This is a genomic window from Jannaschia seohaensis (assembly GCF_900116765.1).
Classification (GTDB): Bacteria; Pseudomonadota; Alphaproteobacteria; order Rhodobacterales; family Rhodobacteraceae; genus Jannaschia; species Jannaschia seohaensis.
On the sequence record NZ_UETC01000001.1, the window covers coordinates 799,125 to 820,323 of the forward strand.

At 67.3% G+C, this 21,199-nt stretch carries 25 protein-coding genes; 15 read left to right on the plus strand and 10 right to left on the minus strand.

Features of this window, described 5'->3' with window-relative positions:
* Positions 1 to 26: 26 nt before the first annotated feature.
* From DTQ71_RS03735 to DTQ71_RS03750, 4 genes are read left to right on the plus strand one after another with little or no spacing between them, the layout of a single operon-like run.
* Positions 27 to 644, plus strand: coding sequence for an NAD(P)/FAD-dependent oxidoreductase (locus DTQ71_RS03735; RefSeq protein ID WP_109562920.1), 618 nt, complete (start codon positions 27 to 29; stop codon positions 642 to 644).
* Positions 645 to 655: 11 nt separating this feature from the next.
* Positions 656 to 2,455, plus strand: coding sequence for a translation elongation factor 4 (gene lepA, locus DTQ71_RS03740; protein WP_109562921.1), 1,800 nt, complete (start codon positions 656 to 658; stop codon positions 2,453 to 2,455).
* Positions 2,455 to 2,646, plus strand: coding sequence for a DUF4160 domain-containing protein (locus tag DTQ71_RS03745; protein WP_109562922.1), 192 nt, complete (start codon positions 2,455 to 2,457; stop codon positions 2,644 to 2,646). Before lepA ends, DTQ71_RS03745 begins: the two co-directional genes overlap by 1 nt.
* Before the next feature lie 34 nt (positions 2,647 to 2,680).
* Positions 2,681 to 2,929: a DUF2442 domain-containing protein gene (locus DTQ71_RS03750; RefSeq protein WP_109562923.1), complete on the plus strand. Its 249-nt coding sequence runs from the start codon at positions 2,681 to 2,683 to the stop codon at positions 2,927 to 2,929.
* Positions 2,930 to 3,270: 341 nt separating this feature from the next.
* Here DTQ71_RS03750 and DTQ71_RS03755 read toward each other — a convergent pair whose 3' ends face one another.
* Complete coding sequence (locus tag DTQ71_RS03755; protein ID WP_109562924.1) at positions 3,271 to 3,390, minus strand: entericidin A/B family lipoprotein; 120 nt, start codon at positions 3,388 to 3,390, stop codon at positions 3,271 to 3,273.
* A gap of 292 nt (positions 3,391 to 3,682) precedes the next feature.
* Between DTQ71_RS03755 and DTQ71_RS03760 the strand changes: the two genes are divergently transcribed.
* Positions 3,683 to 3,991, plus strand: coding sequence for a TraR/DksA family transcriptional regulator (locus DTQ71_RS03760; RefSeq protein ID WP_109562925.1), 309 nt, complete (start codon positions 3,683 to 3,685; stop codon positions 3,989 to 3,991).
* Positions 3,992 to 4,123: 132 nt separating this feature from the next.
* Positions 4,124 to 4,600 carry a pyridoxamine 5'-phosphate oxidase family protein gene (locus DTQ71_RS03765; RefSeq protein ID WP_109562926.1) on the plus strand — a complete coding sequence of 159 codons (477 nt, stop codon included), beginning with the start codon at positions 4,124 to 4,126 and terminating at the stop codon, positions 4,598 to 4,600.
* Positions 4,601 to 4,705: 105 nt separating this feature from the next.
* On the opposite strand, the gene DTQ71_RS03770 is transcribed toward DTQ71_RS03765, so the two are convergent.
* A complete protein-coding gene (locus DTQ71_RS03770; protein WP_170125283.1) occupies positions 4,706 to 5,122 on the minus strand; it encodes a VOC family protein in 417 nt (138 codons plus the stop codon).
* A 61-nt stretch (positions 5,123 to 5,183) separates the two neighbouring features.
* Here DTQ71_RS03770 and DTQ71_RS03775 point away from each other — a divergent pair, with 61 nt between their 5' ends.
* Positions 5,184 to 7,202 (plus strand): M3 family metallopeptidase, encoded by a 2,019-nt coding sequence (locus DTQ71_RS03775; RefSeq protein WP_109562928.1) that lies wholly within the window; start codon positions 5,184 to 5,186, stop codon positions 7,200 to 7,202.
* A 10-nt stretch (positions 7,203 to 7,212) separates the two neighbouring features.
* On the opposite strand, the gene DTQ71_RS24550 is transcribed toward DTQ71_RS03775, so the two are convergent.
* Positions 7,213 to 7,338 carry a hypothetical protein gene (locus DTQ71_RS24550; RefSeq protein WP_281271216.1) on the minus strand — a complete coding sequence of 42 codons (126 nt, stop codon included), beginning with the start codon at positions 7,336 to 7,338 and terminating at the stop codon, positions 7,213 to 7,215.
* 81 nt (positions 7,339 to 7,419) lie between these two features.
* Between DTQ71_RS24550 and DTQ71_RS03780 the strand changes: the two genes are divergently transcribed.
* The gene (locus tag DTQ71_RS03780) at positions 7,420 to 8,250 is read left to right on the plus strand and encodes an inositol monophosphatase family protein (RefSeq protein WP_109562929.1); all 831 of its coding nucleotides are present in this window, start codon (positions 7,420 to 7,422) and stop codon (positions 8,248 to 8,250) included.
* Here DTQ71_RS03780 and DTQ71_RS03785 read toward each other — a convergent pair.
* The gene (locus tag DTQ71_RS03785; RefSeq protein ID WP_109562930.1) at positions 8,247 to 8,621 is read right to left on the minus strand and encodes a VOC family protein; all 375 of its coding nucleotides are present in this window, start codon (positions 8,619 to 8,621) and stop codon (positions 8,247 to 8,249) included. The two genes, DTQ71_RS03780 and DTQ71_RS03785, sit on opposite strands and share 4 nt — an antisense overlap.
* Positions 8,622 to 8,693: 72 nt before the next feature.
* Here DTQ71_RS03785 and soxR point away from each other — a divergent pair, with 72 nt between their 5' ends.
* Entirely contained in the window at positions 8,694 to 9,134 is a 441-nt protein-coding gene (gene soxR / locus DTQ71_RS03790) for a redox-sensitive transcriptional activator SoxR (protein WP_109562931.1), read from the plus strand.
* 4 nt (positions 9,135 to 9,138) lie between these two features.
* Here the strand turns inward: soxR and DTQ71_RS03795 are convergent, their stop codons facing one another.
* The 5 genes from DTQ71_RS03795 to DTQ71_RS03815 all read right to left on the minus strand — a co-directional run bounded on the left by DTQ71_RS03795 (position 9,139) and on the right by DTQ71_RS03815 (position 13,736).
* Positions 9,139 to 9,906, minus strand: a complete 768-nt coding sequence (locus tag DTQ71_RS03795; protein ID WP_109562932.1) for an ABC transporter permease — start codon at positions 9,904 to 9,906, stop codon at positions 9,139 to 9,141.
* A complete protein-coding gene (locus DTQ71_RS03800; RefSeq protein WP_109563137.1) occupies positions 9,903 to 10,697 on the minus strand; it encodes an ABC transporter ATP-binding protein in 795 nt (264 codons plus the stop codon). Before DTQ71_RS03800 ends, DTQ71_RS03795 begins: the two co-directional genes overlap by 4 nt.
* A 140-nt stretch (positions 10,698 to 10,837) precedes the next feature.
* Entirely contained in the window at positions 10,838 to 11,842 is a 1,005-nt protein-coding gene (locus DTQ71_RS03805; RefSeq protein ID WP_109562933.1) for an ABC transporter substrate-binding protein, read from the minus strand.
* 154 nt (positions 11,843 to 11,996) lie between these two features.
* Complete coding sequence (locus DTQ71_RS03810) at positions 11,997 to 12,839, minus strand: alpha/beta hydrolase family protein (RefSeq protein ID WP_109562934.1); 843 nt, start codon at positions 12,837 to 12,839, stop codon at positions 11,997 to 11,999.
* A 30-nt stretch (positions 12,840 to 12,869) separates the two neighbouring features.
* Entirely contained in the window at positions 12,870 to 13,736 is an 867-nt protein-coding gene (locus DTQ71_RS03815; RefSeq protein ID WP_109562935.1) for a dienelactone hydrolase family protein, read from the minus strand.
* A 161-nt stretch (positions 13,737 to 13,897) separates the two neighbouring features.
* Between DTQ71_RS03815 and nudC the strand changes: the two genes are divergently transcribed.
* Both nudC and DTQ71_RS03825 read left to right on the plus strand, forming a co-directional pair.
* On the plus strand, positions 13,898 to 14,839 hold the full coding sequence (gene nudC, locus DTQ71_RS03820) for an NAD(+) diphosphatase (RefSeq protein ID WP_109562936.1): 942 nt from the start codon (positions 13,898 to 13,900) through the stop codon (positions 14,837 to 14,839).
* A 68-nt stretch (positions 14,840 to 14,907) separates the two neighbouring features.
* Complete coding sequence (locus DTQ71_RS03825; RefSeq protein ID WP_109562937.1) at positions 14,908 to 15,366, plus strand: SRPBCC family protein; 459 nt, start codon at positions 14,908 to 14,910, stop codon at positions 15,364 to 15,366.
* Positions 15,367 to 15,388: 22 nt separating this feature from the next.
* On the opposite strand, the gene DTQ71_RS03830 is transcribed toward DTQ71_RS03825, so the two are convergent.
* A complete protein-coding gene (locus tag DTQ71_RS03830; RefSeq protein ID WP_109562938.1) occupies positions 15,389 to 16,237 on the minus strand; it encodes a prephenate dehydratase in 849 nt (282 codons plus the stop codon).
* A gap of 118 nt (positions 16,238 to 16,355) precedes the next feature.
* On the opposite strand from DTQ71_RS03830, the gene DTQ71_RS03835 reads away from it, so the two are divergent.
* The 4 genes from DTQ71_RS03835 (at position 16,356) to DTQ71_RS03850 (ending at position 21,184) form a co-directional block, all read left to right on the plus strand.
* On the plus strand, positions 16,356 to 16,871 hold the full coding sequence (locus DTQ71_RS03835; protein WP_109562939.1) for a c-type cytochrome: 516 nt from the start codon (positions 16,356 to 16,358) through the stop codon (positions 16,869 to 16,871).
* A gap of 187 nt (positions 16,872 to 17,058) precedes the next feature.
* Positions 17,059 to 18,906 (plus strand): extracellular solute-binding protein, encoded by a 1,848-nt coding sequence (locus DTQ71_RS03840; protein ID WP_109562940.1) that lies wholly within the window; start codon positions 17,059 to 17,061, stop codon positions 18,904 to 18,906.
* Positions 18,907 to 19,986, plus strand: coding sequence for a microcin C ABC transporter permease YejB (locus DTQ71_RS03845; protein ID WP_109562941.1), 1,080 nt, complete (start codon positions 18,907 to 18,909; stop codon positions 19,984 to 19,986). It abuts the gene before it with no gap.
* Position 19,987: 1 nt separating this feature from the next.
* On the plus strand, positions 19,988 to 21,184 hold the full coding sequence (locus DTQ71_RS03850) for an ABC transporter permease (protein WP_109562942.1): 1,197 nt from the start codon (positions 19,988 to 19,990) through the stop codon (positions 21,182 to 21,184).
* Positions 21,185 to 21,199: the final 15 nt, after the last annotated feature.

Below are 21,199 nucleotides of genomic sequence, written 5' to 3' on the forward strand. Positions count from 1 at the left end.
CCGTCCTGGCCGGACGGGTCCGGGACGTGTCCGCATCCGGGGCCATCTTCTTCGACGAGTCTCTGGCCGAAAGCGCGGCCTATGCGGACCAGACGTCCGAGGGCCTGAAATCGAGGATCGACGCCTATATCGCGCGCGAAGGCATAGATGCTCCGGCCGCGCGACCGGACCCGGAAGACACCGTGAGGGGTCGATTTCCCGATCCGACGCTTCTCGAACTGGACCTGCTGGAGAACGGAATTGGCACGGTGATCTCGGCTACGGGCGTGACGGGCGATTTTTCCTGGCTCAAGGTTCCGGACGCCCTCGACGCGGATGGCCTGCCGGTTCAGGAGGCGTCCGTCTCGGTCCCGGGTGTGTTCTTCGCCGGGCTCGACAGCAAGGCTGCGCAGCGGGCCGGCACTGTCCTGAGCGCCGCTTTCGAGGCCGACCGCGTTGCGGGCTATCTGACAGCGGCTCCCGGCTCAAGGACCGCAAAGGCTCGGCCCGCCGGGATCAGGGCTCTGGACAGCCGCTGCCGCGCTGCGGACGGCCCCCTCGGCACGGCTCGGCCGACGACATATCCGGTCAAGGGATCGCTCCGCGACACCAGGCCCCTTTCCGCCCCCCGGTCGGCGGTATATCTGCACCCGGACACTGATTAGGGCCGATCCAGATGACCGACCTCTCGCGCATCCGCAATTTCTCCATCGTGGCCCATATCGACCACGGTAAGTCCACCCTGGCCGATCGCCTCATCCAGGAGACGAACACCGTCGCCGAGCGCGACATGAAGGAGCAGATGCTCGACGCGATGGATATCGAGCGCGAGCGCGGGATCACCATCAAGGCCAACACGGTGCGGATCGATTGGACCGCCGCCGACGGCAAGGACTACGTGTTGAACCTCATCGACACGCCCGGCCATGTCGACTTCGCCTACGAGGTGTCGCGGTCGATGCGCGCGGTCGAGGGCTCGCTGCTGGTGGTCGACAGCACCCAGGGCGTCGAGGCGCAGACCCTGGCGAATGTCTACCAGGCCATCGACGCCGATCACGAGATCGTCCCCGTCCTCAACAAGATCGACCTGCCCGCCTCCGAGCCGGCCCGCGTGGCCGAGCAGATCGAGGACGTGATCGGCATCGACGCGTCGAACGCGCTTCTGGTCTCGGCCAAGACCGGGCAGGGCATCACCGAGACCTTGCAAGCCATCGTCGACCACCTGCCCGCGCCCAAGGGCGATGCCGACGCGCCGCTCAAGGCGATGCTGGTGGACAGCTGGTATGACAGCTATCTCGGCGTCATCGTCCTGGTCCGCATCATCGACGGCAAGCTGCGCAAGGGCGACCGGGTCCGCTTCATGGGCACCGGCACGGTCCACCATGTGGATCGCATCGGCGTGTTCCGCCCCGCCATGACCGTCGTGGACGAGCTCGGCCCGGGCGAAATCGGCTTTCTCACGGCGTCGATCAAGCAGGTCCGCGACACCAAGGTCGGCGACACGATCACGCATGAGAAGCGCCCCTGCGACAAGCCGCTGCCGGGCTTCAAGCCCTCCGTCCCGGTGGTGTTCTGCGGCCTCTTCCCCGTGGATGCGAACGATTTCGAGGATCTGCGCGACGCCGTCGACAAGCTCGCGCTCAACGATGCCAGCTTCTCCCACGAGGTCGAATCCTCGGCCGCGCTCGGCTTCGGCTTCCGCTGCGGCTTCCTTGGCCTTCTGCACCTGGAGGTCGTCCGCGACCGGTTGGAGCGGGAATATGACATCGACCTCATCACCACCGCGCCCTCGGTGGTCTACCACGTCCACATGAAGGACGGCGAGGTGATGGAGCTGCACAACCCCGCCGACATGCCCGACGTGACCCTGGTCGACCATGTGGAGGAACCGCGGATCAAGGCGACCATCCTCGTGCCCGACGAGTATCTCGGCGACGTGCTCAAGCTCTGCCAGGACCGCCGCGGCATCCAGCTGGACCTGACCTATGCGGGCGCGCGGGCGATGGTGGTCTACGACCTGCCGCTGAACGAGGTGGTGTTCGACTTCTACGACCGGCTGAAATCGGTGACGAAGGGCTATGCCAGCTTCGACTACCAGATGATCGGCTACCGGCAGGACAACCTCGTGAAGATGCAGGTGCTGGTCAACGAGGAGCCGGTGGACGCGCTCTCGATGATGGTCCACCGCGACCGCGCCGAAATGCGCGGCCGCGCCATGGTCGAAAAGCTCAAGGAGCTGATCCCCCGCCACATGTTCAAGATCCCGATCCAGGCGGCCATCGGCGGCAAGGTCATCGCCCGCGAGACCTTGAGCGCGATGCGCAAGGACGTGACCGCCAAGTGCTACGGCGGCGACGCCACGCGGAAGAAGAAGCTCCTGGAGAAGCAGAAGGCGGGTAAGAAGAAGATGCGCCAGTTCGGCAAGGTGGAGATCCCGCAGTCGGCGTTCATCAACGCGTTGAAGATGGATTCCTGATGCCGACCGTCCTGCGCGAGGACGGCTACCGCTTCTTCTTCTACTCCAACGAGGGCGACCCGCTGGAGCCTCCGCACATCCACGTCATGAAGGCTGGTGCGGAGGCCAAGTTCTGGCTCGGCCCACCCGCGGAACTCGCCCGCTCTTCCGGTTTCGATGCCCGCGCCTTGCGCGACATCGCCGCCGGGTGACACTGCACCTCGCCCCGCATCGAGGAGGCCTGCTATGACCATTTCGGCTGAAAGCGTCCGGTTCGACGAAGACAACCTTTGGGTCGCCCTCTCCGACGGCCGCACCATCGGAGCCCCCCTCGCCTGGTTCCCCCGCCTGCTAGCCGCGTCTCCCGCCGAGCGTGCCGCGGTCGAGATCAGCCCCTTCGGGTTGCACTGGGAGGCCCTGGACGAGGACATCTCGGTCGAGGGGTTGCTGGCCGGGCGCGGGGATGGGACCGGGGCGCGGGGGGCGGCGGCTTGAGGGGGCAAAATTGCGAAGAAATATTGAATTTTCTTCAAGAGTTGCCGGATTCACAATCGGCGTCGATAGTCCTGATGAGAGTTGAGGGCTAAAGCAAGCGTAGGGTGGGTGAGAACCCACCACTCCCGCACTAATGAGACCCGGTAACGGTGGGTTTTCACCCACCCTACGCGATCATCAGACCGGGCTGACCCACAACAACCCAGATCCGGCATAGTATAAACCACGGCGCATCCCGCGGAGGGTCGCCGAACAAGTCCAAACCCGTGAAGCGCAGGCCGCCCCACAGGCCACCAGCGTCCGCCAATCAGCTCAGTGCCGAAACAACCCCACAGCTCGCCCTACCGGGCCGCTTCCTCGATCTCCCGGCCGAGGGTTTGGACGTCCTTGCCGATCCCCTTGGCCGTCTCGCAGGCCGTCAGCAGCGTCATCGCCGCCGCGCAAATGATCCAAAGCCGCATGTCGCCCTCCGTGAAACCTGTCGCGGCGGAACATATCCCCTCCCGTGCGGCGTCTCCAGGTCCGGCGGGTGCAGGGCGGGGAAAACCCGGGCCGACTGTGCCGGACCCGCCGCACCGGGAGGGCCGGCGTAGGGTGGGTGAAAACCCACCGCTGCCGCGCCGCGGACACTCGGTGACGGGGAGGCCCCCGGCCATTCCAGCAACTCCAGCGCCCAAGCCGCCCCCCCAACTTGACCAAAATCAACGCCCGCACCCCCAACCCCCATCATGCTCCCAAAAAACGGAGCCTCCCATGACCGACGCCAAGACCCGTCTGCTCGCCCGACGCCAGGAACTCACCGGCGATCTCGCCCGGATCGAGGACCAACTCGACGATCCCGCCCCGAAGGATTGGGAGGACGCCGCCTCCGAGCGTCAGGGCGACGAGGTGCTGGAAGCGCTCGGGGAACACGACCGGAGAGAGCTGCGCGCCATCGACGCGGCCCTCGCGCGCATCGCGGACGGCACCTATGGCACCTGCGCGAAATGCGGCGGCGAGATCACGCCGGAGCGGCTCGAAGCCGTCCCGACCGCCGTGTTCTGCCGCACCTGCGCGGCCTGACCTCCGCCCCGAGCCCGCGCCGCGCCTCCCAAGCAGCGCGGGATCACCGAGCGGATGGCGGGGCCGGCGCCCTCGGAACCGGCCCCCACCCCCTGCGCGTTCTCCGGATGACTGCAATGAACGGAGGCGCACATGACCCCGCAAGAGCTCGAACAGAAATTCTGGTCGCATCTCGAAAGCGACCGGACCGTCTTCCTCGCCACCGAGGGGGCCAAGCCCCGGCCCATGCACGCCGCCTTCGAAGGCAAAGCCGCGCCCATCTGGTTCTTCACCAGCTACGACACCGAACTGGGCGAAGTGCTCAAGCAGGGGCCCCGCGAGGCTACCATGACCTTCGCAGCCAAGGGCCACGACTTCTGGGCCTCCGCCTCGGGGCAGCTGACGCTCGACAACGACAAGGCCGTCATCGACCGGTTGTGGAGCCCGTTCGTCGCCGCCTGGTACGATGGCAAGACGGACCCGAAGCTGGCCCTCGCCCGCTACGATATCCGCGAGGCGCATCTCTGGGAGGACGGCTCCTCCCTGGTCGCCGGCATCCAGAGCCTGCTCGGCCGTGACCCGAAAGAGAGCGCCGAGGACAAGACGGGCCATATCCGCATGGCGGGCTGACGGACAGGCACGCGGGCCGAGGACGGTCACGACCGCCGTCACGACCCGCGTCACGACCGATATCACGACCTGCCGCGCCCCCGGTCTCCCGGGGGCGTCCTGCGGTCAGACCCGGCCGTTGATCTCGATGAGGTTGCCCTCCGGGTCCTCCAGATAGACATGGCGCAGGCCCGGAATGGCGAACTCCCCCGTCACCGAATGCGCGATCCCCGCGGCCCGCAGCCGCCCGATCACCGCGTCGAGGTCATCCACCTGAAACGCCACATGCCCGCCCACCGACGGGTTGAAGGCCAGATCGTTCCGCTTGGCGAATTCCTTGTCCGGCGCAATGAGATGCAGGCCCGAATGCCCGTCCCGGCCATCGCCCAGAAGCGCCAGCTTGTCCGGGTCGCCGGGCAGGTAGCCGCGGGATTTCGGGAAGGCCCAGGGCGTCTCGCGCATGCCCAGGATCTCGGTGTAGAAGGCCGCCGCGCGTCGCACGTCCTTCGCCTCCAGATTGACGTGATGAATGCTCCAAGCCATGTGATCCTCCCGCTGGCAGTCCTCTCGCGCCCACCCTACATCCCCCGCAAAGGAGATGCCCATGACCAACCCCCTTCTCGCCCCCTGGACCACGCCGTTCGAGATGCCGCCCTTCGGCGGTATGTCCGACGAGGATTTCGGCCCGGCCTTGGAGCAGGGGATGGAGGAGGGGCGCGCCGCCTACGCCGCCATCGCCGCCAATCCGGAGCCGCCGAGCTTCGACAATACGATCGAGGCGATGGAGCGCGCGGATGCCACGCTCGACCGGGTGGCGGGCGTCTTCTACAACCTCGCCGGCGCCGACAGCACGCCCGCGCGGGAGGCCTTGCAGCGCGAGATGGCGCCGAAACTGTCGGCCTATTCCTCCGAGATCACCAACAACAAGGCGCTGTTTTCACGCATTGAAACAATTTGGAATCAAAGGGATAACTTAGACCTCACCGAAGAGCAGCAGCGCGTGCTGATGCTGACCCGGCGCGGCTTCGTCCGCGCGGGGGCCGCGCTGGAAGGTGCTGCGGCGGAGCGTTTGACCGAGGTGAAATCCCGCCTTGCCACGCTGGGCACCCAGTTCGCCCAGAACCTGCTGGCCGATGAGCGCAATTGGTTCATGGACCTCTCCGAGGCGGACATGGAGGGCTTGCCGGACTTCGTGAAGGACACGGCCCGCGCCGCCGGCAAGGAGCGGGACCGTCCCGGCGCGGTCGTGACGCTCAACCGCTCCCTCATCGTGCCCTTCCTCCAGTTCTCCCCTCGTCGCGACCTGCGCGAGAAAGCCTATGAGGCCTGGACCGCACGTGGGGCCAATGGCGGCGAGACGGACAATCGCGATATCGCGACCGAGATCCTCAAGCTGCGGGAAGAGCGGGCAAATCTGCTCGGCTATGACAGTTTCGCGGCCTATAAGTTGGAGCCCGAGATGGCGGGCACGCCCGAAGCCGTGCGCGACCTGCTGATGAAGGTTTGGGAGCCGGCGAAAACCGCCGCCTTGGCCGATGCCGAACATCTTTCCCGCATGGCCACCGCCGACGGCATTACCGGCCCGCTGGAGCCGTGGGACTGGCGCTACTACGCCGAAAAGCGGCGCGTCGAACTGCATGATCTGGACGAGACGGAGCTCAAGCCCTTCTTCCAGCTCGACCGCATGATCGAGGCGCAGTTCGCCTGCGCCAACCGTCTGTTCGGGCTGGAATTCGCGCCGCTCGACATCGAGGTCTATCACCCCGACGTGCGCGCCTGGGAAGTCACGCGCGACGGCAAGCACCTGGCCGTCTTCCTGGGCGACTACTTCGCCCGCTCGTCCAAACGCTCCGGCGCGTGGTGCAGCGCGATGCGGTCGCAATCGGCGCTCGACGGGGAGGTCCGTCCCATCGTCGTCAATGTCTGCAACTTCGCGAAGGGCGACCCCGCGCTGCTGAGCTATGACGACGCCCGGACCCTCTTCCACGAATTCGGCCACGCGCTGCATCAGATGCTGTCGGACGTGACCTACCAGTCGATCAGCGGAACCTCGGTGGCGCGCGATTTCGTCGAACTGCCGTCGCAGCTTTACGAACACTGGCTGGAAGTGCCCGAAGTGCTGGCCGAATTCGCGACCCATGCCGAGACCGGGGAGGCGATGCCCGAAGCTCTGCGCGACCGGCTGCTGCGGGCCGCGACCTACGACATGGGCTTCGCGACGGTCGAGTACGTCGCCTCCGCCCTGGTCGATCTGGCCTTCCATGACGGGCCCGCGCCGGCCGATCCGATGCAACGCCAGGCCGAAGTGCTGGAAACCATCGAGATGCCGCGCGCCATCCGCATGCGCCACGCCACGCCGCATTTCGCCCATGTCTTTGCGGGGGACGGCTATTCCTCGGGTTACTACAGCTACATGTGGTCCGAGGTGATGGACGCGGACGCTTTTGCCGCCTTCGAGGAAAAGGGCGACCCGTTCGATGCGGAACTGGCGAGGAAGCTGGAGGAGAGCATTCTCAGCACCGGCGGCTCTCGGGATGCCGCCGAACTCTACACCGCGTTTCGCGGGCGGCTGCCCGGGGTGGAGGCGCTGCTTAAGGGGCGGGGGCTCGACGACGCGGCCTGAGGCGTTGGCCTCAGCGGCGGCTGTCGGCTTGGGGAGTTTCCTGCGCCTCGTCCTTGGAGCGTTCCCGCATGTTCTGGGCCAGGATCTCGACCAAAGCGTCGAGGTCCAGGTTCCGGGGCAGGGCGGTTTTCTTCATGGCAATCTTCCTCTTGAAATGACGTCAGGGTAAGCCGGGCGGGACCGGCGCCCCTAGTCCGGTTTTCGACCCGGAGCGTTTATGCCAATTTCCGCCGACCAGGCCGCCGCCCTTACCGATGCCGTCCGCGCCGTCGCGCGGGCCGAGATCGTCCCCCGCTTCCGTGCCTTGAGCGCCGGAGAGATCGACGAGAAATCCAGCTTCGACGACCTCGTGACCGTGGCCGACCGGGCGGCGGAGGCCGCGCTGACGGCCAAGGTTGGCGCTATCCTCCCCGGCGACACCGTCATCGGAGAAGAGGCCGTGTCCGAGGACCGCTCCCTTCTCGATCGGGTGGGCGAGGGCCGCGTGACGGTGATCGACCCGATCGACGGGACGTGGAATTTCGCCCATGGCAACGCGAATTACGGCGTCATCGTCGCCGTCGTGGAGGGCGGGGAGACGGTCTGGGGGCTGCTCTACGATCCCTCCTTCGACGATTGGATCGAGGCGCATCGCGGGGGCGGTGCGGTCTATATGCGAGACGGACGGCGGACGCCGCTCCGGCTCCCGACCACGGAGGACCCGCCGGCGCGGCTGCGCGGCAATGTGGGCTTCTACATGTTCCCCGAGGCCGACCGCCCCGGCCTGGCCGCCACCACGCACCTGTTCCGCCGCGCGACGTCGCTCGGCGCAAGTCTGCACGAATACCGCTCTCAGGCGCAGGGCCACACGGATTTCTGCCTCAACGGAATGCTCAACGTCTGGGATCATGCGGCGGGCGCGCTGATCCTGCGGGAGGCGGGCGGCGTCGCCCGGCTGCTGGATGGGCGCGACTACGCGCCCACCCTGCACGCGGGGCGGCTGCTGACCGCCCGGACCGAGGCGATGTGGGAGCATCTGGCTGGGATCTTCAACGACGCGCTCACCTAGCGATAGCTGACCATCTCGATCTCGATCCCCTCCGGGCCGTCGAAATAGAACCGGCGGCCCGGCTCGTAATCGGCATGGTTGTGGGGGGTGTAGCCCGCGGCCTTCACCCGTGCCTCGGCGGCGTCCAGGTCGTCGGTGACGACGCCGAGATGGTTCACGGCGGCATGAGTTACATAGCTGCTGCCCGCATCCGCGACGGTTCCCTTCGGTGCATAGAGCGCAACGTAGGAGTCATCGTCGCCGACATGGACGCTGTAGCCGCCGTCCTTGGCCGGCCCCGACCACCGCACATGCCAGTCCAATAGGTCACTGAGCACGTCGGCGGTGGCATCCGGGTCGCGGACGGTCAGGTTCACATGTTCAAGTTGCATCTGGTTGTCCTTTCCTCTTGACGGCGGCCTTGTCGGCCCTCGACCAAGGTCGAGGTCAAGAGGAAAAATGCCATGCCCGCGCGCGAGCTCACCATCGGCCAGATCGCCGAGCGATCCGGCCTGACGATCAGCCAGATCCGGTTCTACGAGAAGAAGGGCCTGATCTCACCGCCCCGCAATCGCGGCGGCCAGCGCCGCTTCCCCCGAGCGGAACTGCGGCGCCTGGCCTTCATCCGCGCGGCCCAGCGGCTGGGGCTGTCGCTCCAGCGCATCGCGGAGGCGCTCGGCCCCCCATCGGAGCGCCCGCCAACGCCCGCGGAATGGGCCGCCATCGCGGAAGGCATTCGGGGCGAGCTCGATGACCGGATCGCGCGCCTGACGCGCCTGCGCGACCGGCTCGACGGCTGCATCGGCTGCGGTTGCCTCTCGATGGAGACCTGTGCGCTCTATAACCCCGACGACAGGCTGGGCGGGCCGGGGCCGGCGCTGGTCGAGGGCCGCCGAGCCCGATGACCCGTCAGCCGGGTGAGCGCTCCGCCCAGCCGGCGAAGATCTTCTCCAGCGCGACGACCACGTAGAACAGCGCGATGCCCAGCACGGCCAGCGCGATCAGCACCGCGAACATCAGCGGGTAGTCGGCATTCGTGCGCCCCGAGTCGAACAGCGCGCCCAGGCCGCGCCCATGGGGAGAGACGATCTCCATCAGGTTGGTGCCGATGAAGGCCAGCGTGACGGCCACCTTCAGCGCGCCGAAGAACTCCGGCAGGGTCTTGGGCAGCGCGATCTTCCAGAAGATCGTGGCCTGCGATGCGCCGAGCGCCCGGAGGATGTCGCGATATTCGGGCTCCAAGGTCGACAGCCCGATGGAGACCGAAACGGCGATGGGAAAGAACGAGATCATGAAGGCCAGCATGACCGTGTTGAAGTCGTGCTGACCCACGAAGAGCAGCGCCAGGATCGGCACCACGGTCGCCTTGGGGATGGCGTTGAAGCCCACCAGCAGGGGATAGAGCGCCTCACGCGCGAGCTTCGAGAAGCCCATGACCATGCCGAGCAGCGTCCCGAACACCACGGCGATCAGCAGGCCCGCCACTGTGCGCCACAGCGTCTGCCAGCCCCCCGTGAGGAACAGCTCCCAATAGCGCGCATAGGCGGGCGGCAGGTCCGAGGGGGAGGCCATGACGAAGTTGGGCCAGCCATTGGCCCAGACCAGCAATTCCCACAGGATCAGGAAGACGATCATGGCGCCGCCGGGCACGGCGATCTGGCGCAGCGTGGCGTTCATAGCGCGGCCTCCGCCGGTTCGCGGCCCTGGGCGATCTGGATCTCCTTGCGCAGGATGGCGAGCAGTTCCACCGCGCGGGGCGCGTAGAGATCGTCCAAGGTCCGGTTTTCGCCCATATCGATCTCGACGACGCGCTGCGCCCGGGCGGGGCGGGCGCTGAAGACGACGGTGTGGTCCGAGAGGAACACGCTCTCGCGCAGGTCGTGGGTGATCAGGACGCAGGTGAACCGCTCGGCCCGGCGCAGCTCATGCATGGTCTGCCACAGGTCCTCGCGGGTGAAGGCGTCGAGCGCGCCGAAGGGCTCGTCGAGGATCAGGACTTCGGGACGGTGGACGATGGAGCGGCAGAGCGAGGCGCGCTGTCGCATGCCGCCGGACAGCTCCGAGGGGCGCTTGTCCTCGAACCCCTCCAGGCCGACCAGAGCGAGCAATTCCCGCGCCCGGTCCTCGCGCTGGGTCTTGTTCATCCCGGTCGAGACGATCTCCAAAGGCAGCATGACGTTCTGAAGGATATTGCGCCATTCCAGCAGGACCGGGTTCTGGAAGGCCATCCCCACGGTCGAGCGCGGCCCCGTCACCGGCTTGCCGCCCAGTTTCACCACGCCCTGATCCGGCTTCATCAATCCCGCCACCAGCCGCGTCAGCGTGGACTTGCCGCAGCCGGACGGGCCGACCACGGCGGTAAAGCTGCCCTCGGGCATGTCGAGCGTCAGGTCGTCGAGAACTGGCAGCGGGCCCGCTTGGGTCCGGTAGGCATGAGTGACGTGATCGAGGGAGATGGGCAGAGACATGGACACCGGCGCGGCGGCGTTCACCGCCCGTTAAGGTTAACGCCCCTTCTTCTGGCCCGAAATACTCCGGGGTCCGGGGCAGAGCCCCGGTCCGACGGATCGAACCGGGGCCGGAGTTTGGCAGCGAGGCGCCGCAGGGCTTACTGAAGCATCCGCTCCGAGGCGTCGGGCAGGTAGCTGTCGTCGAAGATAACCGACATGTCGGGCGCGTTCTGGAACTCGTAGACCAGCTTGGTCTGTTCCAGCGCCGAGGCCATCCGCTCGGGGTCGATGCCGCCGATCCCGTTCTCCATGACGTAGGGCGTCAGCACGTTGGCATCGATCGCCAGTTGCAGGCGGCGCTGCTCCAGCGCGGCATCGGCGGCCGGGTTACGCTCGATGACGGCCTGCGCGCCCATGGCGGGGTCGGCGATCACGTCGGCCCAGCCCTTGGCCACGGCGGTCAGGAAGCCGGTGACGAGTTCCGGGTTGGCCTCGGCGAAGTCGGTGTTGACGATGATCGCGTTGCCGTAGAGGTCGACGCCGTGATCGGCCATCAGGATGGTGGTCAGGTCATCCTCGGGCACGCCCAGGCGCACCAGGTTGAGGTAGGACGAAAAGCTGAAGCCGGTGACCGAATCGACCTCGCCGCTGGCCAGCATCGGCTCCCGGGTGGGGAAGCCCACGGGCTCCACGGTGATCGTGCTCACGTCGATATCGTTGGCGGCGGCGAAGATCGGGAACTGCGCCCAGGCGCCATCGGGCGGCGGCGCGCCCAGCACCGAGCCTTCCAGGTCCGCGACGCTGGAGATGCCCTGGGACTTGCGGCCGACCACGGCGAAGGGCGGCTTGTCGTAGATCATCATCACGGCCTTGACCGGCGCGCCGGGGTTTTGGTCGAGGAACTTGATGAGCGAGTTGATGTCGGCGAAGCCCAGCGGGAACGCGCCGGTCGCGACCTTCGGAATGGCGTCGAGCGAGCCCTGGCCGGCCGAGACCTCGACCGTGAGACCCTCGGCTTCGAAATGGCCGTTGTCGATGGCGGCGAAATAGGCGGCGGAGGGGCCCTCGAACTTCCAGTCGAGAGCGAACGGCACCTCGGTCTGCGCCATGGCGGGCGCAGCCAGGAAGAGTGCGGCGGCGAGGCCGGCAAAACGGTCGAACATGATAACTCCCCTGTCTATCTGGCCCCTGATCTGCCCGGTCGCGCGGGGCAAGGGCCAGATAGGGGGGCCTTGGCCCGCGACTGTAGCAACGCGGAGCGGGGACGAAAGCCGATTCGTAGGCGTATTGCCTGATTATTGGGCGGCGCCTGTCAGCTCAGTCCAGATGCGGCCCCATCCAGCGCCAGGCGGCGGCCGAAATCGCCTCTCCGGTCTCGTAGAACCAGTGATTGTGCCCGTCGAGGCGGATCAGATCCGTGGGATGGCCAGCTTGGGCCAGGATCTGCGCGCTCTCCCGGGCTGGAGCGAAAGGGAAAACGCGGTCGACCGAGCCCAGAAAATGGGCGATCGGCACGCCCTCCGCCACGCGCTGAACGACGCTTGGCGAGAGGGTTCCCGCATGGGCCGCCGCGGCCTTCCAGGGGCCGTCGAGCCGATTGACCCAGAGTTGCGCCGCCTGCCCGCCGCGGGAATGGCCGAAGATCGCGATGCGCTCCATATCGACGGGATAGAGCGTCGCCGCATGGGCCAGCGCTTCGAAAGCCGCGCGGGGGTCATAAATGTAAGGCGTGTCCGCGTTGTCCGGGAAGTCCGGCGCGACCAGCACCAGGCCCTCGGCCAGGGCCACCTCATGCCACATATCGACCATGCTATGTCCCGTCTGCCCAGCGTCATGCAGCAGCAGGATCGCCGGGCGGGACGCCCCGCCTTCGGGGCCGCCCCCCCACCAGACCACGCCGGTCTCGGTGCGGTGGCGCGTGCCTTGGGTCGGGTCGGGCGCGTAGGCGTCCTCGGTCGAATAGTTCGTCAGATCCGCCCGAGACGTCTCGGTCAGGCGCGCGGGGCGCGCAGTCGCCGGCGCGTCCAGCGTCACCAGCGCCACGTTGCCCAATTGCGGGCCGGGTCGGGGCAGGCGCTCGCCCAGAGGGCCGTGCCAGAGGGCGTAGACAAGGATTGAAAAGGTCACTGCGATCAGCGCTATGCGTAGAGGTGTGGGCATCGGGGAACTCGTGACAGTGAAACCGAAAGGTCAGGGCGTGGTGCGTTGGGTCATCTTTCCTTCCATCCAACGCCAGGCGTCTTCGGCGATCCTGGCGCCATGGACGGTGAGGTCGTTGTCATGGCCGCGCAGCCGGATGAATTCGTAGGGGTGGCCGGCACGGGCCATGGCGGTCGCGCTGGCCAGGGCCTGCGCTAGCGGACGTTCGGTGTCGTCGGCGCCCAGGTAATGGCGGACCGGAACGCCGTCGCCGACAAGCCTGGGAGCGTCGAAGTCGACGATCCCCGCATGCGCGGCCACCGCGCGCCAGGGCCCGGCAAAGCGGTTGGCCCAGATCTGCGCGGTCTCCGCGCCGCGCCCATGGCCGAAGACCGCGATCCGGGTCTCGTCCACCGCGTAGAGCTGCATCGCCTGGGCCACCGCCTCGACGGCCCTGCGCGCGTCGTATGGGGCGCCATCCTCGGGCACCTGGAAGTCGGGCGCGATCAGGACCAGGCCCTCGCGCTCCGCCAGGCCGTGCCATATCGCGATCATGTCCCGCCCGTCCTGATCCGCGTCATGGACCAGAAGGATCGCGGGCAGGGGGTCGCCCTGCTGGGGACCGGACCCCCACCAGCGCAGGCCGACAAGGGTGACATGAGAGGTGCCAGCGTCCCGGACCTCGGGCGCGGCCGGGGCTGGCGCGTCGGGCGAGGTGAGATCGGCGCGGACACGTTCGATCAGGCGCGCCGGCGCGGGACGCACCCCCTCGGTCATCACCAAGGGTTGGATGTCGGACAGGGTCGGCGCCAGAAAGGACGCCATCAACATACGGCCCTGCGCCGTCCCCCGGCCGAGCGACATGAGCAACAGCGCGAAGGTGATCGCGATGAGGGCAAGGCGCAGGGGGGTGGACATCGGCGTGTCTCCGGGCGGTCGACCTCCGACCTTGTCGGCCCTCTGCGGCCAGGATGTGACGGCGCCTTGACGAAACCCGGTCGAAACCGCATCGCGCCCCCTGGTTGGCGAAACGATCCGTGCGTAAGGCGGGGGATCGTCGTGCGAACGAGGGGGAATGAATGCGGATTGCGGAAACAGTGACCTTCGGCGGGGGCGGTCTGGATCGCGCGGAGGATCTGCGCCGCCACCCCGAGCTTCTGGCGCAATTGCCCGTGCGCACCCTGCCGCTCTGGCGCGGCAAGCCGCTGCTCGCCGCGGGCCGCGAGGGTCTGGCCGTGATGGAGGGCCATGCCTTCGCCGAGCACGGGCATCCGGTGCTGGTGGGCAAGATCGACGGCGCCGCGCTGTTTGCGCGCGACGTGTCCGGGCTGGAGGTCGCGGGCGTGGGGGAGGGGCTCGGCGCCTTCCTCGATCCGACCGAGCAGACCCATCCCGACCTGCCCGCGGGCACCGCCTTCGCCGAGCTGCGCGCCGTGATGACCCGGCTGAGCCCGCTCGATGCCGAGATCGCGGCCACCGCCAAGGGCGTGCTGGAATGGCACCGCGGGCATGGCTTCTGCGCCAATTGCGGCGGGCCGACGCAGCCGGGCAAGGCGGGCTGGATGCGGGCCTGCCCTTCCTGCGGACGGGCGCATTTTCCGCGCACCGATCCGGTGGTCATCATGCTGGTGACCTATGGCGACAGGGTGCTGCTGGGCCGCTCGCCCGCTTGGCCCGAGGGGTTCTTCAGCTGTCTCGCGGGCTTCATGGAGCCGGGCGAGACGATGGAGGCCGCCGTGCGCCGCGAAACCTGGGAGGAGACCGGCGTGCGGGTCGGCCCTGTCCGCTATCTGGCGAGCCAGCCCTGGCCCTTCCCCGGCTCGCTGATGCTGGGCGCCCATGGCGAGGCGTTGGACGACCGGATCGAGATCGACCCCGAAGAGATCGCCGAGGCGCTGTGGCTCGATCGGACCGAACTGATGGACGTGTTCGCGGGGTCGCATCCGCGCATCTCCCCGGCACGGGCGGGCGCGATCGCGCGGTTCCTCCTGGAGAACTGGCTGGCCGACCGGCTGGACTGACGGCGGCCGGGGATTGATCGCGCCGGTCGGCGCCGCCATCTAGGCCCGAACGCAAAGGAGCCCGCGCCATGCAGTTCACCGCCACCGAAGAGATCGCCGCCCCCATCGACGCCGTCTGGGCGCGGGTGACGGATTTCGACGGGTTCGCCGCCGCCATCCGCAAGCGCGGCGGCAAGGTCGAGCGCAAAGGCGACGCCGCCTATGGGCCGGGCGCGGCCTGGACCGGCGCGGCCGAGGTCTTGGGCAAGGTTAGGAAGGTCGAGGTCCAGGTGACCCGGATGGACGTGCCCGAGCGGCTCAAGCTGGCCGCCCAGGCCGAGGGGCTGGATATCGACCTCACCGTGAAACTGGAGGCGCTGTCCGAGGCGCGCACGCGGCTGACGATCTCCAGCACGGCGACGGCCCGCTCGGTGCGGGCCAAGGTGGTGTTGCAGCCGATCAAGCTTGCCCAGGGCAAGCTGGCGGAGCGCTTCGCGGGCCGCGTGGCCGGGTTCGCGCGCCGCATCGAGGCGGAGAGCGCGGCCTGAGAGCAGCCCGCGCCCCGGCGCGTCAGTCCGCGCCGCCGTCGAAATGGTCCGGATCGGCCGGATAGACCCCGAGAATGTCCAGCTTCGTCGTGAAGTAGCGTAGCTCCTCCAGGGCGCGGGCGACGGGCGGATCCTCCGGATGGCCCTCGATATCGGCGTAGAACTGCGTCGCGGTGAAGCGCCCGTCGATCATGTAGCTTTCGAGCTTGGTCATGTTCACGCCGTTGGTCGCGAAGCCCCCCATCGCCTTGTAGAGCGCGGCGGGGATGTTGCGGACCTGGAACACGAAGGTCGTCTTGACCGGCCCCGCGCCCGGCGGGGGCACTTGCGGCTCCCGCGCCATCACCAGGAAGCGGGTGGTGTTGTGGCCATGATCCTCGATATCGCGGGCCAGAACCTCCAGCCCGTGGATCGAAGCTGCGAGTTCGGAGGCGAGCACGCCCTCGTCGGTCAACTCCGAGCGGGCGAGTTCCGAGGCGGCGCCCGCGCTGTCGGCGGCGGGTTCGCCCTGGATGCCGTGTTCCCGCAGGAAGGCCGCGCATTGCGGCAGCAGCACGAGATGCGCCCGCACCCGCTTGATGTCCTCCAGCCGCACGCCCGCCCGGGCCATGAGCGCGATGCGCACCCGCACGAAGGCTTCGCCCACGATCCGGAGCCCCGAATGGGGCAGCAGCCGGTGCACATCCGCGACCCGTCCATAGGTCGAGTTCTCGATCGCGATCATGCCCAGATCGGCGCGCCCCTCGCGCACGGCGGCCAGCGCGTCCTCGAAGGTCGTGCAGGGCACGGGCGCGTGGTCGGGAAAGGCCTCCACGCTCGCCTGGTGGGAGTAGGAACCCAGGTCTCCCTGGAACGCGATGGTCGAGCTCATGCGGCACCTGCGAATTTTTGGTCGTTTCGTCGCAAGCGCGACGTCTTGCGTCCACGGGTCCATGTCACATAGATACCCGCGACCCAAGACACGACTTGTCACTAGCAAGAGGCCCCCCATGGACACGATGACGATCACCAAAGCTGGCGGCGCGTTCTGCGGCGCATTGCTGATCTTCCTGCTGGGCGCCTGGGCCTCCGAGGGCCTCTATCACGTTGGCGGCGGGCACGGGGAAGACCACGCGATGGGCTATGCCATCGAGGTCGAGGACGCCTCCGCCGTGGCCGAGGCCGACGCCGAACCGGAAGTCCCGTTCGAGGAAGTCTACGTCAACGCCTCCGCCGCCGATGGCGAGCGTCTGTGGCGGCAATGCGCCTCCTGCCACAACCTCGAAGGCTCGAACGCGACGGGCCCCTATCTCAACGGCGTGGTCGGCCGGGACAAGGGCAGTGTCGACGGCTACGCCTATTCCGACGCGCTGATGGGCACCGGCGAAGCCTGGACGCCGGAGAACCTGTCGGGCTTCCTGCTGAACCCGAAGGAATACGCGCCGGGCACCAAGATGGCCTATCGCGGCATGGGCGACATCGAGGACCGCGCCAACCTGATCGCCTACCTGGCCACCACCGAGTAAGCGGCCTCCGGGCCGCGGCCCGCACAAGACCCGTTCGGCCGCCTTCGGGCGGCCGTTTCGATTCGGGGCGCGGGCTTTTCGCGTGTCTCGGCTGCGCTACCTCTGGTCACGGGTGTGTCAGAGCCCTTGCGCTCTGCGCCGCGCGCTCATTACCTGATTCCTCGAACCGGATCGCAGGGAGACCCGAATGCTGGACCGTATCGTCACGACCCTCGCCCTGTCCGCCGCCCTGGCGCTGCCGGCGGCCGCGCAGGAGCTGAACGTCAGTCACGGCTACTCCAATTTCGGCGAACTCAAATACGGCCCGGACGAGTCCTTCTCCTATGTCAATCTCGACGCGCCGAAGGGCGGGGAGATCAGCCTCTACGCCCTGGGAAATTACGACAGCTTCAACAACTACACCCGCAACGGCAACGTGGCCGTGGGCACCGCGATCCTCTATGAGGACATCTTCGTCTCGGCCGCCGACGATCCCTACGGCCTCTACTGCTATCTCTGCGAGACGATCGAATATCCCGACGATCTGTCCTTCGTGCTGGTCAATCTGCGGGACGACGTGACCTTCTCCGACGGCTCGCCGATGACCGCCGAGGATGTCGTCTTCACCGTCGACCTCTTCCTGGAGCAGGGCCTGCCTGAGTTCCGCAACGCCATCGACGGCTATTTCAAGTCGATCACCCAGACCGGCCCCCTCCAGGTCCGCTTCGAGTTCGAGGACGATGTCCAGAAGCGGGAGCGGATGGGCCTCGTGGGCATCTGGAATCCCTTCTCCAAGGCGTGGTTCGAGGAAACCGGCGCGCGCATCGACGAGTCGACCCTCGTGCCTTTCATGGGCACCGGGCCCTATATCGTCGGGGAGTTCGACACCGGCCGCTCCCTGACCTACACCCGCAACCCCAACTGGTGGGGCACGGATCATCCCTACAACCAGGGCCGCCACAACTTCGACGCCATCCGCTACGAGTATTTCGGCGACAGCTCGGCCGCGTTGCAGGCCTTCTTCGCCGGGGAATACACCTTCCGCGTCGAATCGACCTCCCGCGATTGGGCCACGGGCTATGATGTGCCGCCGGTGGAGCGGGGCGACGTGGTCAAGAAGACCCTGCCGGACGGGTCGATCTCGACCGCGCAGGGCTTCGTCTTCAACCTCAAGAAGGACAAATGGTCCGATCCCCGCGTGCGCGACGCCGTGCGGATGATGTTCAACTTCGAGTGGTCCAACGAGACGCTGTTCTACGGCCTCTATTCCAGGCCCGCGAGCTTCTGGGGCGGGTCCGACCTCGCTGCCGAGGGCGTGCCGACACCGGGAGAGCTGGCCCTTCTGGAGCCGCTGGTGGAAGAGGGGCTGCTGGCAGCCTCGATCCTCACCGAGGAGGCGGTGATGCCGCCGGAGAACGACGCGGCGAGCAACACCCCCGACCGCCGCACCCGCCGCGCCGCCATCCGCCTGATGAACGAAGCGGGCTATGAGGCCGGCGCCGACGGGATGCTGCGCGACGCGAACGGCAACACGCTGGAGTTGGTCATCATCCAGTTCAATCCCGGCTTCGACCGCATCGTGAACCCCTATGTGGAGAACCTCCGCGAGATCGGGATCGACGCCCGGTTGGAGCGGATCGACCGCGCCCAGTATATCGAGCGCCGCCGTTCGGGCGACTGGGACCTCACCAACCAGTCCCTGGGCCAGGGCTTCGAGCCCTCGGGGGGCTTGCGCCAATGGTTCGGATCGGAAACGGCCGAGGACAGCTCCCGCAATCTGATGGCGCTGGCCGACCCGGCGGTGGACCGGCTGATCGACGCGGTCGTCGCGGCCGAAGACCTGGCGACGCTGCGGGACCGCACCCGCGCCCTGGACCGCGTGTTGCGCGCCTACGGCTTCTGGGTGCCGCAATGGGGCAATAGCGAGCATTGGGTCGCCTATTGGGACCAGTATCGCCACCCCGAGGACATCCCGCCCCTGGCGCTCGGCGTGCTCGACTTCTGGTGGTTCGACGCGGAGGCCGCCGCGGCTCTGGAAGCCTCCGGAGCCCTCTGAATGGGAGCTTACATCCTCCGCCGGCTGCTGTTGATCATCCCGACCCTGCTCGGGATCATGGTCATCAACTTCTCGCTCGTGCAGTTCGTGCCGGGCGGGCCGGTGGAGCAGATCCTGGCGCAGCTCGAAGGGGGCGGCGACGCCTTCGACAGCTTCTCGGGCGGCGCCACCGAGATCCAGGATCGCGGCAACGACAGCGGCTATACCGGTGCCCAAGGCCTGCCGCAGGAATTCATCGACGAGCTGGAGGCGCAGTTCGGCTTCGACAAGCCGCCGCTCGAACGCTTTCTGCTGATGATGTGGGACTATATCCGCTTCGATTTCGGCGAGAGCTATTTCCGCTCCATCTCCGTCGTGGACCTCGTGCTCGAAAAGATGCCGGTCTCGATCACGCTGGGCCTCTGGACGACCCTGCTGGCCTACCTGATCTCCATCCCGCTGGGCATCAAGAAGGCCGTCCGCGACGGGACCAGCTTCGACACCTGGACCAGCGCCGTGGTCATCGTGGCCTACGCGATCCCCGGTTTCCTCTTCGCGATCCTCCTGCTCGTGCTCTTCGCCGGTGGCACGTATTTCAGCATCTTCCCGCTGCGCGGTCTGACCTCTCCGGGCTGGGAGGATCTCAGTTGGCCGATGAAGATCCTCGACTACCTGTGGCACATCACCCTGCCGGTCCTGGCCTCCACCATCGCGGCCTTCGCGGGTCTGACGCTGCTGACCAAGAACTCCTTCCTGGACGAGATCCGAAAGCAATATGTGATCACGGCCAAAGCCAAGGGCCTCAGCGAGGGCCGCGTTCTGTACGGCCATGTCTTCCGCAACGCGATGCTGATCGTGATCTCCGGCTTCCCGGCCGTGTTCGTCAGCGTCTTCTTCGGCGGCTCGCTCATCATCGAGACGATCTTCTCGCTCGACGGGCTGGGACGGCTGGGCTTCGAGGCGGTGGTCAACCGCGACTACCCGGTGATGTTCGGCACGCTCTTCGCGTTTTCGCTGATCGGGCTGGTCGTGGGCCTCCTGACGGACCTCACCTATATTTGGGTCGATCCGCGCATCGACTTCGAGAGCCGGGAGACCTGACATGGCCGAACGGATCACAAACCTGCCGGAGCCGGAGGAGGACGCGCCGACGCGGACGCCCCCGCCCGAGCCGCCCCAGGGCAAGCGCCCCTGGCTGTCGCCCCTCAACCAGCGCCGCCTGCGCAACTTCAAGCGCAACAGGCGGGCCTATTGGTCGTTCTGGATCTTCTTCGTCCTCTTCGGCATCTCCCTCTTCGCGGAGTTCCTGGCCAACGAGAAGCCGATCCTGGTGAGCTACCGGGGCGAGCTCCGGATGCCGATCTTCCAGTTCTACCCCGAGACGGCCTATGGCGGCGATTTCCGCACCGAGGCCGCCTATCGCGACATCGAGGTGCAATGCCTGATCGTCGCCGGCGGGCTGGAGGACTGCTTCGACTTCCCCGAGGAGGTCATCGCGGCCGTGCAGGAAACCGGCGCCTATGACGGGCAGGAGGTCGAGGCCGGCTGGCTGCTCTGGCCGCCGATCCGCTACTACTACACGACCAATTCCGACGCGCCGGGTGCCGCGCCGCATCCACCGTCCTCCGAGCACATCCTGGGCACGGACGACACCGCGCGAGACGTGGCGGCGCGGGTGATCTACGGCTTCCGCCTGTCGGTGGCCTTCGCGCTGATCGTGACGCTGCTGACCTCGGTGATCGGCATCGCGGCGGGGGCGGTGCAGGGCTTTTTCGGCGGCCTCACCGACCTCTTCATGCAGCGCATCATCGAGGTCTGGGGCTCGATACCGTCGCTCTACATCATCATCATCGTGGCCGCGATCATCCCGATGAACTTCTGGCTGCTCGTGGGGCTGATGACGCTCTTCGGCTGGACGGCTCTGGTGGGCGTGGTTCGGGCCGAATTCCTGCGCGCCCGCAACTTCGAGTACGTCCGCGCGGCCCGCGCGCTCGGCGTGTCGAACACCACGATCATGTTCCGCCACGTCCTGCCCAACGCCATGGTTGCGACCCTGACCCTGCTGCCCTTCATCGTGACGGGGATGATCGGAGGCCTCGCCTCGCTCGACTTCCTGGGCTTTGGTCTGCCCTCCTCGGCGCCCTCGCTGGGCGAAATGACGCTCCAGGCCAAACAGAACCTCCAGGCCCCCTGGCTCGGCTTCACCGCCTTCATCACCTTCGCGGTGATGCTGTCGCTGCTGGTGTTCATCTTCGAGGGCGTCCGGGACGCCTTCGACCCGCGGAAGACCTTCGCATGATCGTCGCACCGCTCC

Bases quoted from the DNA above. Each gene is read 5' to 3' on its own strand.
- nudC (WP_109562936.1), top strand. From the start codon at position 13,898: ATGCGGATTGCGGAAACAGTGACCTTCGGCGGGGGCGGTCTGGATCGC.
- DTQ71_RS03825 (WP_109562937.1), top strand. From the start codon at position 14,908: ATGCAGTTCACCGCCACCGAAGAGATCGCCGCCCCCATCGACGCCGTC.
- DTQ71_RS03770 (WP_170125283.1), bottom strand. From the start codon at position 5,122: ATGGCTTGGAGCATTCATCACGTCAATCTGGAGGCGAAGGACGTGCGA.
- DTQ71_RS03780 (WP_109562929.1), top strand. From the start codon at position 7,420: ATGCCAATTTCCGCCGACCAGGCCGCCGCCCTTACCGATGCCGTCCGC.
- DTQ71_RS03765 (WP_109562926.1), top strand. From the start codon at position 4,124: ATGACCCCGCAAGAGCTCGAACAGAAATTCTGGTCGCATCTCGAAAGC.
- DTQ71_RS03755 (WP_109562924.1), bottom strand. From the start codon at position 3,390: ATGCGGCTTTGGATCATTTGCGCGGCGGCGATGACGCTGCTGACGGCC.
- soxR (WP_109562931.1), top strand. From the start codon at position 8,694: ATGCCCGCGCGCGAGCTCACCATCGGCCAGATCGCCGAGCGATCCGGC.
- DTQ71_RS03830 (WP_109562938.1), bottom strand. From the start codon at position 16,237: ATGAGCTCGACCATCGCGTTCCAGGGAGACCTGGGTTCCTACTCCCAC.
- DTQ71_RS03795 (WP_109562932.1), bottom strand. From the start codon at position 9,906: ATGAACGCCACGCTGCGCCAGATCGCCGTGCCCGGCGGCGCCATGATC.
- DTQ71_RS03750 (WP_109562923.1), top strand. From the start codon at position 2,681: ATGACCATTTCGGCTGAAAGCGTCCGGTTCGACGAAGACAACCTTTGG.
- DTQ71_RS03805 (WP_109562933.1), bottom strand. From the start codon at position 11,842: ATGTTCGACCGTTTTGCCGGCCTCGCCGCCGCACTCTTCCTGGCTGCG.
- DTQ71_RS03840 (WP_109562940.1), top strand. From the start codon at position 17,059: ATGCTGGACCGTATCGTCACGACCCTCGCCCTGTCCGCCGCCCTGGCG.
- DTQ71_RS24550 (WP_281271216.1), bottom strand. From the start codon at position 7,338: ATGAAGAAAACCGCCCTGCCCCGGAACCTGGACCTCGACGCTTTGGTC.
- DTQ71_RS03845 (WP_109562941.1), top strand. From the start codon at position 18,907: ATGGGAGCTTACATCCTCCGCCGGCTGCTGTTGATCATCCCGACCCTG.
- DTQ71_RS03760 (WP_109562925.1), top strand. From the start codon at position 3,683: ATGACCGACGCCAAGACCCGTCTGCTCGCCCGACGCCAGGAACTCACC.
- DTQ71_RS03850 (WP_109562942.1), top strand. From the start codon at position 19,988: ATGGCCGAACGGATCACAAACCTGCCGGAGCCGGAGGAGGACGCGCCG.
- lepA (WP_109562921.1), top strand. From the start codon at position 656: ATGACCGACCTCTCGCGCATCCGCAATTTCTCCATCGTGGCCCATATC.
- DTQ71_RS03810 (WP_109562934.1), bottom strand. From the start codon at position 12,839: ATGCCCACACCTCTACGCATAGCGCTGATCGCAGTGACCTTTTCAATC.
- DTQ71_RS03745 (WP_109562922.1), top strand. From the start codon at position 2,455: ATGCCGACCGTCCTGCGCGAGGACGGCTACCGCTTCTTCTTCTACTCC.
- DTQ71_RS03800 (WP_109563137.1), bottom strand. From the start codon at position 10,697: ATGTCTCTGCCCATCTCCCTCGATCACGTCACTCATGCCTACCGGACC.
- DTQ71_RS03815 (WP_109562935.1), bottom strand. From the start codon at position 13,736: ATGTCCACCCCCCTGCGCCTTGCCCTCATCGCGATCACCTTCGCGCTG.
- DTQ71_RS03835 (WP_109562939.1), top strand. From the start codon at position 16,356: ATGGACACGATGACGATCACCAAAGCTGGCGGCGCGTTCTGCGGCGCA.
- DTQ71_RS03785 (WP_109562930.1), bottom strand. From the start codon at position 8,621: ATGCAACTTGAACATGTGAACCTGACCGTCCGCGACCCGGATGCCACC.
- DTQ71_RS03775 (WP_109562928.1), top strand. From the start codon at position 5,184: ATGACCAACCCCCTTCTCGCCCCCTGGACCACGCCGTTCGAGATGCCG.